The sequence below is a fragment of the Streptomyces sp. NPDC058051 genome (assembly GCF_042885475.1).
GTDB lineage: Bacteria > Actinomycetota > Actinomycetes > Streptomycetales > Streptomycetaceae > Streptomyces.
The window spans coordinates 343,232-357,072 of record NZ_JBHVRW010000005.1 but is presented as its reverse complement, the minus strand read 5'-3'; the positions used below and the strand labels follow the sequence as shown (position 1 = coordinate 357,072).

At 72.6% G+C, this 13,841-nt stretch carries 11 protein-coding genes; 2 read left to right on the top strand and 9 right to left on the bottom strand.

The annotated features are described in order from the left end of the window. Window positions 1-6: 6 nt before the first annotated feature. From ACFVUT_RS11535 to hrcA, 7 genes are all read right to left on the bottom strand, one after another. Window positions 7-366 (bottom strand): histidine triad nucleotide-binding protein, encoded by a 360-nt coding sequence (locus ACFVUT_RS11535; protein WP_389645568.1) that lies wholly within the window; start codon window positions 364-366, stop codon window positions 7-9. Between the two features lie 164 nt (window positions 367-530). Beyond that, entirely contained in the window at window positions 531-3,752 is a 3,222-nt protein-coding gene (locus tag ACFVUT_RS11530) for a S41 family peptidase (protein ID WP_389645565.1), read from the bottom strand. Window positions 3,753-3,831: 79 nt separating this feature from the next. Further along, window positions 3,832-4,365 carry a hypothetical protein gene (locus ACFVUT_RS11525; RefSeq protein WP_389645562.1) on the bottom strand — a complete coding sequence of 178 codons (534 nt, stop codon included), beginning with the start codon at window positions 4,363-4,365 and terminating at the stop codon, window positions 3,832-3,834. Window positions 4,366-4,448: 83 nt separating this feature from the next. Continuing rightward, window positions 4,449-5,195: a 16S rRNA (uracil(1498)-N(3))-methyltransferase gene (locus ACFVUT_RS11520; protein ID WP_389645560.1), complete on the bottom strand. Its 747-nt coding sequence runs from the start codon at window positions 5,193-5,195 to the stop codon at window positions 4,449-4,451. Then, entirely contained in the window at window positions 5,192-6,265 is a 1,074-nt protein-coding gene (locus ACFVUT_RS11515) for a nitronate monooxygenase (RefSeq protein WP_389645558.1), read from the bottom strand. The genes ACFVUT_RS11520 and ACFVUT_RS11515 overlap by 4 nt, the downstream gene beginning before the upstream one ends. 124 nt (window positions 6,266-6,389) lie before the next feature. Beyond that, window positions 6,390-7,526, bottom strand: a complete 1,137-nt coding sequence (gene dnaJ, locus ACFVUT_RS11510) for a molecular chaperone DnaJ (RefSeq protein WP_389645555.1) — start codon at window positions 7,524-7,526, stop codon at window positions 6,390-6,392. Beyond that, window positions 7,527-8,543 carry a heat-inducible transcriptional repressor HrcA gene (gene hrcA / locus ACFVUT_RS11505; protein WP_389645552.1) on the bottom strand — a complete coding sequence of 339 codons (1,017 nt, stop codon included), beginning with the start codon at window positions 8,541-8,543 and terminating at the stop codon, window positions 7,527-7,529. 197 nt (window positions 8,544-8,740) lie between these two features. Between hrcA and ACFVUT_RS11500 the strand changes: the two genes are divergently transcribed. Then, window positions 8,741-9,463, top strand: a complete 723-nt coding sequence (locus ACFVUT_RS11500) for an MBL fold metallo-hydrolase (protein ID WP_389645549.1) — start codon at window positions 8,741-8,743, stop codon at window positions 9,461-9,463. A 25-nt stretch (window positions 9,464-9,488) separates the two neighbouring features. After that, window positions 9,489-10,307 carry a DUF3097 domain-containing protein gene (locus ACFVUT_RS11495; protein ID WP_389645547.1) on the top strand — a complete coding sequence of 273 codons (819 nt, stop codon included), beginning with the start codon at window positions 9,489-9,491 and terminating at the stop codon, window positions 10,305-10,307. Between the two features lie 278 nt (window positions 10,308-10,585). On the opposite strand, the gene hemW is transcribed toward ACFVUT_RS11495, so the two are convergent. After that, complete coding sequence (hemW, locus tag ACFVUT_RS11490; protein ID WP_389645544.1) at window positions 10,586-11,827, bottom strand: radical SAM family heme chaperone HemW; 1,242 nt, start codon at window positions 11,825-11,827, stop codon at window positions 10,586-10,588. 85 nt (window positions 11,828-11,912) lie between these two features. Continuing rightward, window positions 11,913-13,838, bottom strand: a complete 1,926-nt coding sequence (locus ACFVUT_RS11485; protein ID WP_389645778.1) for a SpoIIE family protein phosphatase — start codon at window positions 13,836-13,838, stop codon at window positions 11,913-11,915. Window positions 13,839-13,841 lie beyond the last annotated feature (3 nt).

The window sequence follows — 13,841 nt, the reverse complement described above, 5'->3', positions numbered from 1 at the left end:
CCGGCCCTAGCCGGGGGGCCACTGGAGTCCGCGGCCGCCCAGGACGTGGGCGTGCGCGTGGAAGACGGTCTGGCCGGCCCCCGAGCCGGTGTTGAAGACGACCCGGTAGCCGCTGTCCACGATCTTCTCGTCGGCGGCGATGTGCCCGGCCTCGCGCAGTATGTCGGCGGCGATCGCCGGCTCGGCGGCGGCGAGGGCGGCGGCGTCGGCGTGGTGGACGCGGGGGATGACGAGTACGTGCGTGGGGGCCTGGGGGTTGATGTCCCGGAAGGCGACGGTGGTCTCGGTCTCCCGGACGATGGTTGCCGGGATCTCACCGGAGACGATCTTGCAGAACAGGCAGTCGGGCTGCGGTTCTCCCGCCATGGGGCCGGCTCCTCGGTCGGTGGTGATCGGTGCACAGGCATGCTATCGGGGCGGTCGGGGTGCGGGGCGCCCGCTGGGGTACGCCCGCGGCCGGCCCGTTCCGCCACCCGTCCTCCCGGACGGGCGGGGGGTGCGGGGCCGGGCCCCGCACCCCTGTGGGCCGGCTACGCCCCCGGCCGCTGCGGCGCCCGCTTCGCGGGCGTCTCCGCCAGCGAGGCGAGAGCGATCCGGACCGCCTCGTCGAGCTGCGGATCCCGCCCCGCCGCGTGGTCCTGCGGCGCCATCACGACCTCGACGTCGGGATCGACGCCGTGGTTCTCCACGCCCCAGCCGTAACCCTCCAGCCAGAACGCGTACTTGGGCTGGGTGATCGCCGTCCCGTCCACGAGCTTGTACCGGTTGTCGATGCCGACCACTCCGCCCCAGGTGCGCGTACCGACCACCGGTCCGATGCGCAGCGCCTTGATCGCGGCGTTCACGATGTCACCGTCCGAGCCGGAGAACTCGTTGGCGACGGCGACCACGGGACCGCGCGGCGCGTCGTCCGGGTAGCTGTACGGCTGCATCCCGCGCGGCAGGTCCCAGCCGACGATGCGCCGGGCGAGCTTCTCCACGATCAGCTGCGAGGTGTGGCCGCCCCGGTTCTCCCGGACGTCCACGATCAGCCCCTCACGGGCCACTTCGACCCGCAGGTCGCGGTGGATCTGCGCCCAGCCCGAGCCGACCATGTCGGGGACGTGGAGGTAGCCGAGCCGTCCGCCGGAGTGCTCGTGGACGTACGCCCGCCGGTCGGCGACCCACGCGTGGTAGCGCAGCGGCTCCTCGTCGGCGACCGGTACGACGACGACATGGCGCGGATCGCCGCCGTCCACCGGTGAGACGGTCAGCTCGACCGGCTTGCCGGCCGAGCCGGTGAGCAGCGGTCCGGGCCCGGCGACCGGGTCGACCGGGTGGCCGTCGACGGCGAGGATCGCGTCGCCGACGCGCACCGCCACCCCGGGGGCGGCGAGCGGCGAGCGGGCCTCCGGGTCGGAGGTCTCGGACGGCAGGATCCGGTCGATGCACCAACTTCCCTCGTCCGTACGGGAGATGTCGGCGCCGAGCAGCCCCTGCCGGGTCGATTCGTCGCGCCATCCGCCGGGCGGCGTCACATAGGCGTGCGAGGTGCCGAGCTCGCCGTGCACCTCGTACAGCAGGTCCACCAGGTCGTCGTGGGTGGCGACGCGGTCCAGCACCGGGCGGTAGCGGTCCAGGACCCCGTCCCAGTCGACGCCGCCCATGTCGGGGCGCCAGAAGTTGTCCCGCATGATGCGTCCGGTCTCGTCGTACATCTGACGCCACTCGGCGGCCGGGTCGAGGGTCCGGCGGATCCGGGAGAGGTCGACGGTGACGCCGTCGCCGTCGTGGTCGTCGTCGGCCGGGACGCGGCTGTCGGACGGTACGACGCGCAGCTTGCCCCGGGTGCGCATCACGATCCGCTTGCCGTCGCCGCTGACCGCGAACCCGCTGACGTCCGAGGCGAGTTCCTCGCTGCGCAGCTTCTCCAGGTCGTACCGTTCGAGGACGGTCTCGGGCCGCCGGGAGTCCGGCGTGGCACCGCTCGTGCCGAGCACTCCGGCCACCGGGTGGCTCAGCCACAGCAGCCCGTCCTTCGCGGCGCGCAGTCCGGAGTAGCTGGCGGCCTCGACGGGCATCGGCACGATCCGGTCGGCGAGTCCGTCGAGGTCGATCCGGGTGACGGGGAGTGCGGTCGGGTTGTCCTCGCCCTCGCCGCGGTTCTCCTTCTCGGTCGGGCGGCCGTGCCGCTGCGGCCCGAACGGGGAGGGCGTGGTGGCGGCGAGCGTCAGCAGATGCGGCCGGCAGGCGCCGATGAACGCCAGGTCGAAGACATGGGCGTCGTAGACCGGGTCGAAGGACCGCTCGGAGAGGAACGCGAGGTGCTTGCCGTCGGTGGTGAACGCGGGGGCGAAGTCCCGGAAACGCAGCGGGGTCGCCTCGGTGACCGACAGATCGGCGAGGTGCGCGATCTTGAGCTGCCGGAGCGGCTCGTGTCCGGGGTGCGACCAGGCGAGCCAGGAGGAGTCGGGGGAGAAGACGAGGCCGGAGGCGTCGCCGTGTTCGCTGCGGTCCACCTCGTGGACCTCGCCGCTCTCCCGCTCGACGATCAGTACCCGTCCGTCGTGCGCGGCGACGGCGAACCGGCTGCCGTCCGGGGCCGCTTCCAGGTCGAGCACCCTGCCGATACGGCCCGCGGCGAGGCGACGCGGTGCGGCGCCCGGCGCGGTGCCGGTGGCGGGAGCGCACTCCAGGGCGTCGTCGCCCTCGGCATCGGTGACCCAGACGACGTGCTGGTCGCCGTCGGCCTGGAAGGCGCGGGGCATTCTGGCCCGTACGCCGGGTTCGACCGCGAGTGCCCGGGCCGGTCCCTCGCGGTGGGTGACCCAGTGGACGGCGCCCCGCGTCCCGACGGCGCTGCCGCGGCCCGTACGGTCCGGGGACGCGGAGTCGAAGTTGCTGTCGGCGTGCACGGAGTGGGGCTGGAGGTCGGCCCGCTGGCCGCCCAGCCGGATGTCGACGCGGCGGGGCTCGGCGCCTTCGAGGTCGTCCAGCAGCCACAGTTCACCGGCCGAGGCGTAGCAGACGCGGGTGCCGTCGGTGGTCGCGTGGCGGGCGTAGAACCCCTCGACGCCGGTGTGCCTGCGCAGGTCCGAGCCGTCGGGCCGTGAGGAGTGGACCGCTCCCACGCCGTCGTGGTCCGAGAGGAAGGCGACACGGTCGCCCACCCACATCGGGCATTCGATGTTCCCGTCGAGGTCCTCGTGGAGCCGTACGAACGGTACCGGGCCGTCGGTCACGCCTTCTTCCGCGATCCACAGCTTGCCCGCGGTACCGCCGCGGTATCGCTTCCACGTGGCGGCCTCGCGCCCCATGGTGGCCGAGAGCAGCAGCGCCCGCCCGCCGGGCCCGTACGCGAGGGAGCCGACCGGCCCGTACGGCAGGGTCCGCGCGGGCCCGCCGTCGACCGGGACGGCCCTGGCCCAGCTGCGCCGCAGCGACGCCTGGCCCTGGGTGCTGATGGCCAGTACGTCGCCCTCGGGTGTCCAGCCGCGTACGGAGGTCCGGGCATCGCCCCAGTACGTGAGCCGCTCGGCGGGGCCGCCGTCGACCGGTGCGACATGCACCTCGGGCGCCCCGTCCCGGGTGGACGTCCAGGCGACGCGGGTTCCGTCGGGCGATATCCGCGGATGGGAAACGGGCCGGTTGTCGGCGCTGACGCGCCAGGCTCGGCCGCCGTCCAACGGCGCCAACCAGACGTCGTCCTCGGCGGTGAAGGCGATCACATCGCCCTGGACATGGGGGTATCGGAGGTAGGCAGGCTGCGTCACGGAGATCACCCTAGGCCGCCCGCCTGCTCCGCGTAACCGGGTGGCCGGAGTACGCCGGGCGGCCGGGCACCGGACATCGTCACTTGCCCCAGCGCGATTCGGTCACCGTGACCGTCACGGTGACGGTCGGCCGGGCGGCACCGGCGGCGCCCCTCGGAGGCTGTGCGCGGCCGGCCGGCAAAGCGGCGGTGCAATTGCCGAGCGCATCCGCCCGGAAGACGACCTTCCCGCCGGTCCTGGCGGTCAGGTCGCCGCGCACACAGCGCCCGTCGAGTTCCTGGGTCACCTTGCCGGTGATCGAGATGTCCTGGCCGTTCGCGGTCCTTCCGGCGCAGTCGACGGCCGCGGTCCGGTGCACGGAGGGGGCCGGCGGCGACGCGCCCACGACCCGGTCCCCGTCCATGTCGGCGGTGCAGTTCAGCCACCGCACGTCCACCCCGTTGCGCTCCAGGGCGCTGGTGCCGGTCAGGCCGGTGGTCACGGCGATGGACGCGGAGTTGAGACTGCCCGTCGGCTCACAGGCCACGACCCCTGCGACGGCCGCGCCCGCGAGTGCGGACGCGGCCAGAAAACGACGCGTTCTTCCCTGAGCCCATGCCCTTGATGTCCCCATACGGGCAGCTTCCCACCGTTCCCCCACGGGACGGTAGACGGCTTGCGGTCACCACGGGGCGGCGCAGGCGCACCGGAGGGGGCTCACGCCCAGCGGCCGGTGCGCCCCAGCAGCAGCGCCGTCGCCGCGGTGCCCGCCGTCGAGGTGCGCAGGACGGACGCGCCGAGCCGGCAGACCCGTCCGCCCGCCGCGACGAAGGCCGCCAGTTCGTCCGGAGACACCCCGCCCTCGGGGCCGACGACCAGCACGATCTCGCCCTGGGTGGGGAGTTGGACGGTGGCCAGCGGCTCGCTGTCGTGGCCCCGGTCCTCGTGCAGGACGGCGGCGAAGTCCGCCGTGGCCAGAAGCGCGGCGACCTGTGTGGTCGTCAGCGCGTCCGCCACTTCGGGGAAGCGCACCCGGCGCGACTGCTTGCCCGCCTCCCGGGCGGCGTTGCGCCATTTCGCGAGTGACTTGAGGCCGCGCTCGCCCTTCCACTGCGTGATGCAGCGCGAGGCCTGCCAGGGCACGATCGCGTCGACGCCGGTCTCCGTCATCGTCTCGACGGCGACCTCACCGCGGTCACCCTTGGGCAGGGCCTGGACGACGGTGATGCGGGGTGCGGGCCACGGCTCCTCATGGGCCGTCACCAGACCGGTGACGACGAGGCGGTCCTTGCCCTCGGTGGTCCTGACCACGCCTTCCGTCCAACGGCCGTGGCCGTCCGTCAGCACGACCTCCTCACCGGCGTGCAGCCGCTTCACCGATACGGCGTGCCGTCCCTCGGATCCTTCCAGGACGAACTCGGGCCCTTCGGGGACCTGTTCGACGACGAAGACCGGTGCGGTCACTGCGTACTCCCTGTGCTCACTGCCGTCCGTGCGGCGTCCAGTTCTTCGGCGAGCAGTTCGATCAGCCGGCCGGCCGGCAGCTCGCGTGCCATCCGGTGCCCCTGCCCCGCCCACAGTGCCATGCCCTGGGCGTCACCTGCCGCAGCCGCCGCCTTGCGCAGCCCGGCGGTCAGGTAGTGGACCTGCGGGTAGGCGGCGGGGGCGTAGGGGCCGTGCTCGCGCATGAAGCGGTTGACGAGGCCGCGGGCCGGGCGTCCGGAGAACGCCCGGGTCAGGGCCGTCCGTACGAACAGCGGGTTGGTCAGTGCCCGTTTGTGCAGCGGATGCGCGCCGGACTCGGGGCAGGCGAGGAACGCCGTCCCGAGCTGTGCCGCCTCCGCGCCCGCGGCGAGCACCGCGGCGATCTGGGATCCGCGCATCAGCCCGCCCGCCGCGATGACCGGCACCTGTACGGTCTCGCGGACCTGGGCCACCAGGGAGAGCAGCCCGATCCCGGTGCCGTCGGCCTGCGGGTCGTCGTGGTGGGTGGACTGGTGGCCGCCCGCCTCCACGCCCTGCACGCAGACCGCGTCGGCCCCCGACCACTGGGCGGTCTGGGCCTCCTCGGGCGTGGTGACCGTCACGACGGTGTACGTGCCGGCAGCGGCGAGCGCGTCGAGGGTGTCGCGGGTCGGGCAGCCGAAGGTGAACGAGACGGCCGGGACCGGGTCCTCCAGCAGGATGGCGAGCTTGGCCTCGTAGCCGTCGTCGGCGCCGACGTCCGGGTCGGCGAGCGGGGTCTCGTACCAGGCGGCCTCACCGGCGAGCTGGTGCCGGTACACCTCGACGGCGCTCGGGTCGGCGAGACCGGGCTGCGGCATGAAGAGGTTGACACCGAAGGGCTGACCGGTCAGCCCGCGCAGTTGGGTGATCTCGTGGTACATGCCGTCCGCCGTCTTGTACCCGGCGGCGAGGAAACCCAGTCCGCCCGCCTCGGCGACGGCCGCGACGAGCCCCGGACCGGACACACCTCCCGCCATGGGGGCCTGCACGATCGGATACCGGCAGAGATCGGTCAACAGGGATGACATGACCGCATCGTGTCACGTCCCGTGCATCACGGCGTGCGGGGCCTGCGGTCCGATTTGCCCTCAAACGCGGGACGGGCTCGGCAGGCGAGCCCGTCCCGCGTCGGACGAGGGTGTACGGATGCCGTCAGCGACCGTTGAAGGCGTCCTTCAGCCGGGAGAACAGCCCCTGCTGCCCGGGCTGGAACTGGCCGGTGGGCCGTTCCTCGCCGCGCAGCTTCGCCAGCTCCCGCAGCAGTCGTTCCTGCTCCGGTTCCAGCTTCGTCGGGGTGATCACCTCGACGTGCACGATCAGATCACCGCGCCCACCGCCCCGCAGATGCGTGATGCCGCGCCCGTGCAGCGGCACCGACTGGCCGGACTGGGTGCCGGGCCGGATGTCGACCTCCTCCAGGCCGTCGAGCGTCTCCAACGGCACCTTGGTGCCGAGCGCGCCCGCCGTCATGGGGATGGTGACCGTGCAGTGCAGGTCGTCGCCGCGGCGCTGGAACACCGCGTGCGGCAACTCGTGGATCTCCACGTACAGATCGCCGGCCGGGCCGCCGCCGGGGCCGACCTCGCCCTCGCCCGCGAGCTGGATGCGGGTGCCGTTGTCGACACCGGCGGGGATCTTCACGGTGAGCGTGCGCCGCGACCGGATGCGGCCGTCACCGGCACACTCCGGGCAGGGCGTCGGCACGACCGTGCCGAAGCCCTGGCACTGCGGGCAGGGCCGCGAGGTCATGACCTGGCCCAGGAAGGACCGGGTGACCTGGGAGACCTCGCCGCGACCGCGGCACATGTCACATGTCTGGGCGGAGGTGCCGGGGGCGGCGCCCTCGCCGTTGCACGTCTTGCAGACGACGGCCGTGTCGACCTGGATGTCCTTGGTCGTGCCGAACGCGGCCTCGGCCAGATCGATCTCCAGCCGGATCATCGCGTCCTGGCCGCGCCGGGTGCGCGAACGGGGTCCGCGCTGCGACGACGTACCGAAGAACGCGTCCATGATGTCGGAGAAGTTGCCGAAGCCACCCTGTCCGAATCCGCCCGCGCCACCGCCGCCGGAGGCGGACAGCGGGTCACCGCCGAGGTCGTAGACCTGTTTCTTCTGCGGATCCGACAACACCTCGTAGGCGGCGTTGATCTCCTTGAACCGCTCCTGCGTCTTCGGATCGGGGTTCACATCCGGATGCAGCTCGCGAGCGAGCCGCCGGAATGCCTTCTTGATCTCGTCCTGAGATGCGTCGCGGCGCACGCCGAGTACGGCGTAATAGTCCGTGGCCACTTACGACTCCGCCAGGATCTGTCCGACGTAACGTGCCACTGCGCGTACCGCTCCCATCGTTCCGGGGTAGTCCATGCGGGTCGGTCCGACCACGCCGAGTTTGGCGACTGCTTCGTCGCCCGAACCGTAGCCGACCGTGACGACGGACGTGGAGTTGAGGCCCTCATGGGCGTTCTCGTGCCCGATCCGTACGGTCATGCCCGAGTCCGTGGCCTCGCCGAGCAGCTTCAGCAGCACGACCTGCTCCTCCAATGCCTCCAGCACCGGCCGGATCATCACGGGGAAGTCGTGCCCGAAGCGGGTGAGGTTGGAGGTGCCGCCGATCATCAGCCGCTCCTCCGTCTCCTCGACGAGGGTTTCGAGCAGGGTGGAGAGCACGGTGGACACGGTTCCCCGGTCCTCGCTCTCGAAGGATTCCGGCAGATCCTGCACCAGTTGCGGGACGTCCGTGAAACGGCGTCCGACGACCCGGCTGTTGAGCCGGGCCCGCAGATCGGCGAGAGAGGTCTCACCGAACGGAGCAGGACAGTCGATCATGCGCTGTTCGACCCGGCCGGTGTCCGTGATCAGCACGAGCATCAGCCGGGCGGACGCCAGCGACAGCAGCTCCACATGCCGGACCGTCGACCGGGTCAGCGAGGGGTACTGCACGATGGCGACCTGCCGGGTCAGCTGCGCGAGCAGCCGCACGGTGCGTCCGACGACGTCGTCGAGGTCGACCGCACCGTCGAGGAAATGGTGAATGGCGCGGCGTTCCGGCGACGAGAGCGGCTTGACGCCCGCGAGCCGGTCGACGAAGAGCCGGTACCCCTTGTCCGTGGGGATGCGTCCCGCGCTGGTGTGGGGTTGGGCGATGAAGCCCTCATCCTCCAGCACCGCCATGTCGTTGCGGACGGTGGCCGGGGAGACCCCCAGCTTGTGCCGCTCGGTGAGCGCCTTGGAGCCCACGGGCTCCTCGGTGCCGACATAGTCCTGGACGATGGCGCGCAACACTTCGAGTCTGCGTTCGCTGAGCATCGCGCACACCTCCAGCTGAGTTTCCTCGGTGGTTCTCGGGCCGTTCCTGTTCCGTTCCCAGGAATCCGCCTGGCACTCTGTCCTCACGAGTGCCAGCAACCCCCCGGTCAGTGTACGGCGGCGGAGTGGGGGGCTAGCAAGAGCGACCGGTCACGGTATCGCGGGACTGCGCAGGTCGTTGCCGATAGCGTCCTGGTATGAACGCCTCTTGGGAAGAGTCCGGCTGGGAGCGACTCGGTCACGAAGTGGGCAGACGCCGTCTTCCCGGGTGGGACGCGACCGTCGCGCTGGTCGCCGGAGCGGACGGAGTGCTGCTCTACGACACCGGTTCGACCCTCCGCGAAGGCGTCCGGGTGCGGTCCCAGGCACAGACCCTGCTGGGTCGGAGGGTGACGCATATCGCACTCAGCCACCCCCACTTCGACCATGTCCTGGGCATCGGCGCCTTCTCCGGCGCCCAGGTGTACGGAGCCGTCGGCATGGCCGCCCTGCTGGAGCGCGGGGCGGACGCTCTGCGCGCCGACGCGGTGCGCCACGGAGTGTCCGAGCACGATGCGGCCGAGGCCACCGATGCGCTGGTGGTGCCGCGGCACGAGGTGTGCGGCGAGTGGACGCTCGATCTGGGCGGCGGCCGTCAGGTGCTGCTGGCGAACGTGGGCCCCGCCCACAGCGGTCACGATCTCGCGGTGCTCGTGCCCGGCTCCCCCGCGGTGGTGCTCTGCGGCGACCTGGTCGAGGAGTCCGGTGAACCGCAGGCGGGCCCCGACGCCGTCCCGGCCCGCTGGCCGGCCGCGCTGGACCGGCTGCTGGCGCTGGGTGGCGAGGACGCGGTGTACGTTCCGGGCCACGGGGCGGTGGTGGACGCGGCGTTCGTGCGGAACCAGCGCGACCGGCTGGCCGCACTCTTCGGCGTGTCGTGACACCTGATCGTCCTATCGTCATCCGATGCGCAGCTACCAGCCGGACCTGACCCCGCCGTGGAAGAGGTCCGCCCCCGTTCCCGAGGTCGCCGCCGAGCCCGATCTGGTGGTGGAAGAGGTCTCCACCGGTTTCTGCGGTGCCGTGATCCGCTGCGAGAAGACGGCCCAGGGCCCGACCGTGACCCTGGAGGACCGGTTCGGCAAGCACCGGGTGTTCCCGATGGAGGCGCGCGGCTTCCTCCTGGAAGGCCGGGTGGTCACCCTCGTGCGTCCCTCGGCGGCCGGTCCCGCACGTCCGCTGCGTACCGCCTCGGGGTCGGTCGCGGTACCGGAGGCGCGCGCCCGGGTCGCGCGGGCCGGCCGGATCTACGTGGAGGGCCGCCACGACGCGGAGCTGGTCGAGCGGGTCTGGGGCGACGACCTGCGGATCGAGGGCGTGGTCGTCGAGTACCTGGAGGGCATCGACGACCTCCCGGCCATCGTGCGCGCGTTCTCGCCCGGCCCGGACGCCAGGCTGGGTGTCCTGGTCGACCACCTGGTTCCCGGCTCCAAGGAGTCCCGGATCGCGGACCAGGTGTCGAACCCGGACGTGCTGGTGGTCGGCCACCCCTACATCGACGTGTGGGAGGCGGTGAAGCCGTCGTCCGTGGGCATCGCGGCCTGGCCGGTGGTCCCGCGCGGCCAGGACTGGAAGACGGGCGTGTGCCGCGCGCTGGGCTGGCCGGAGAACACCGGCGCGGCCTGGCAGCGCATCCTGTCCACGGTGCGTTCGTACCGGGATCTGGAACCGTCGCTGCTGGGCTCCGTGGAACATCTCATCGACTTCGTGACGACGGAGGCATAGGGGCCGCTTCGTGACGACGGAGGCATAGCGGTCGCTTCGTGACGACGGAGGCATGGGGGCTGCCGCGGGCGTACCGGGTCCGCGGGGGCGCGTACGGCCCCGCGGGGGCGCGTACCGGCCCGCCGAGACTCGTATGGGGGCGCGTAAAGCCCGTGGAGGCTCGTATCGGGGCGCGTACAGCCCGTGGAGGCTCGTACAGCCCGGCGGGGGCCCATACGGTCTGCGGGGGCGCACAGGGCGTCAGCCGCGGGCGCCTCGTCCCGCACCGGCCCCGGTGCTCAGTCCACCAGGTCCCGGACCACCGCGTCCGCCAGCAGCCGCCCCCGCAGGGTGAGCACCGCTCGCCCTTCGCCGTACGGGGCGCGCTCCAGCAGCCCGTCCTCGACCGCGCGCTCCGCCGCGGCCAGCCCGGTCGGTGCCAGCAGCGACAACGGGCACCCGTCCGCGAGCCGCAGCTCCAGCAGGATCCGCTCGACCCGCCGGTCCTCCAAGGAGAGGATCTCGCGCCCGGCCCCGGGCGACCGTCCCTCGGCCAGGGCCTGCGCATACGCACCCGGATGCTTCACGTTCCACCAGCGCACCCCGCCGACATGGCTGTGCGCTCCGGGGCCGGCGCCCCACCAGTCGGCGCCGCGCCAGTACAACTCGTTGTGCAGGCACCGGCCCTCGGGCGTGCGGGACCAGTTGGACACCTCGTACCAGGAGAAGCCCGCCGCGGCCATCACCTCGTCCGCGATCAGGTACCGGTCCGCGTGGGTGTCGTCGTCGGTCATCGGGACCTCGCCGCGCCGGATCCGCCGGGCCAGCTGTGTGCCCTCCTCGACGATCAGCGCGTACGCCGACACATGGTCGGGCCCCGCCCCGATCGCCGCGTCCAGCGAGGCCCGCCAGTCGTCGTCGGACTCCCCCGGCGTGCCGTAGATCAGGTCGAGGTTGACGTGCTCGAAGCCTGCCTCCCGCGCCTCGGTGACGCACGCCTCGGGCCGCCCCGGCGTATGTGTGCGGTCCAGGATCTTCAGCACGTGCTGCCGGGCGCTCTGCATCCCGAACGAGATCCGGTTGAAGCCGCCCTCCCGCAGCTCGGCCAGATAGGCCGGACCGACGGACTCCGGGTTGGCCTCGGTGGTGATCTCGGCGTCGTCCGCGAGCCCGAACTCGTCGCGGATCGCCCCCAGCATCCGGACCAGGTCCGCGGCGGCCAGCAGGGTCGGTGTGCCACCGCCCACGAAGACCGTACGGACCGGACGCGGATCGTCACCGAGGACCTTGCGGGCCTGGCGGACCTCGCCGATCAGATGGGCGGCGTAGTTGTCGCGGGAGGCCAGCGCACCGCCCGAGCCGCGCAGCTCGGTGGCCGTGTAGGTGTTGAAGTCGCAGTACCCGCAGCGGGTCGCGCAGTAGGGAACGTGCAGGTAGAAGCCGAGAGGCCGGTCGGCGGCGCCTTCCAGGGCATGGCGCGGCAGCGCGCCGTCGTCGGGTACGGGTTCACCATCGGGCAGTACGGAAGGCATACCGCCCATTGTCACTCGCCGCCGAACCGTCCGGTCCCGCCGGGGATCACGGACCGCCACGCCCGCCACGTCCGCCGCGCCCACGCGCCGCCTCTCACCCCGCCTGGAGCACCAGCAGCGCCAGATCGTCGTCGGGCGGCCGCTCGGCGAATTCGTGCACGGCGCGCTTGATCCGGTCCGCGATCCCGTCCGCCGAGAGTCCGGTGCAGTCGGCCAGCGCCTGGGCCAGGCCGTCCTCGTCGTCGAACATCAGCACCCCGGAGCGGCGCTCCGTCACACCGTCCGTGACGCACAGCAGGCTGTCGCCGGGCGCGAGATCGAAGCTCTGGCTCTCGTAGGCGACGTCGTCGAAGATCCCGAGCAGCATCTGCGGCTCGGCGGCCGGGCGCACCTCTCCATCGGGCCGCAGCAGCAGCGGCAGCGGGTGGCCTGCGCTGGCGAGGGTGCAGCGCACGCCACCACCGGGCAGCGGCACGAGTTCGCCGTACAGCAGGGAGAGGAAGCGGGACTGTCCGGTGTCCGCCGTCTGCTGGCCGCCCGCCGCGGCGACCATGAGGGCAGCCGCCTCGGCAGCCTCCATCGCATCGTCGAGGAGCAGTCTGTTGAGCCGGTCCAGCACCTCGCCGACGCCGAAGCCCTCCCGGGCCAGCAGCCGCAGCCAGGGGCGGGCGAGGCCCGTGACGACGGCTGCTTCGGGTCCGCTGCCCTGCACGTCGCCCAGGACGAAGCACCAGCGGTCGCCGGGGCACGGGAAGATGTCGTAGAAGTCACCGCCGACGACGCCGTCGTCGCTGGGCTCGTACACCAGTGAGCTGGTGACACCGGGTATGTCGGCGACCTTGCCGGGCAGCAGGGCGCGTTGCAGGATGCGGCTGATGGTGGCCTGCCGGGTATAGGCGCGGGCGGCGCCGACAGCGAGGCCGACGCGGCGTACGAAGTCCTCGATCAGGGCGGTCACTTCGTCGGGGACGCGTGCCATGTCCTCCCGGCCGAGGAGTACGGCGCCGAGGGTCCGGCCACCCGAGGTGATCCGGTAGGCGAGGGCGGAGGCGGCGCGCCCGTCGGATTCCCCCTCGGCCTCGTCCTCCTCGCTCCCGGGCAGAGAGACGGGCCCGGTGCCCACCCGCTCGGGCAGCCGGATCGGGTCCTGCTCCAGTGCCGCACGCAGTTGCCCGGTCTCGGCCTCGTCCCGGTGCCAGACGCTGGCGAGCCTGGGAACGGCCGAGGGGCCGCCGTTCTCGGGCTCCAGCCAGATCGCGCACCAGTCGGCGAGTCTGGGCACCAATAACTGTCCCGAGAGCGCCGCGACGATGTCCTCGTCGAGCTGGCCCGCGAGCAGGTCCGAGGCTTCGGCGAGGAACGAGAGCGCGCCGCGGCCGGCCCAGTCCGCGTCGTCGCGCAGGGCCCGGCGGGCGCTGGGGGCGAGCAGTTCGGCGGCACGCAGCCCCTGCGGGAGACCGGGTTCTTCCGACGGTTCGGGGAACGGATTCCAGTCGTCGACGGGAAGCCGGGCCCAGACGGTCTTGAGGCCGGTGCGGTAGGTGATGCCCCAGCGCTCGGCGAGGGTGCCGACGAGCTGGAGCCCGCGCCCGTAGTCGTCGGGGTCCTCGGCCTCGGAGTGGGCGGCTCCCGCTGCCGTGTCCGCCGCGCCGTCGTCCTCCTCGCGTTCGCTGCGCACGGTGCGGGCCGGGTGGTGGTCGGAGACCTCCAGCACCAGGGCCGCGGCCTCGTCCTCGACGGCCTCCTCAAGCCGGCAGAGCACCTCGACGTTGGTCCCGGCGTGCACGACCGCGTTGGTGACCAGTTCGCTGGCGACGACCGCCGCGTCGTCGGCCAGGCGTTCACTGACGCCGACGGCCGTCGGCAGTCCGAGCCGGGTCCACTCGGTGAGCGCGGCCTGGACGAACCGGCGGGCGGCGGAGGGCGCGAGGAGGTTTCCGGGCAGGGACGTATGGGCGACGGGCCGTGCGTCCGCATGGCCGACGGTGATACCGGGACGCTGAACGATGTCCCGCTGCAAGGG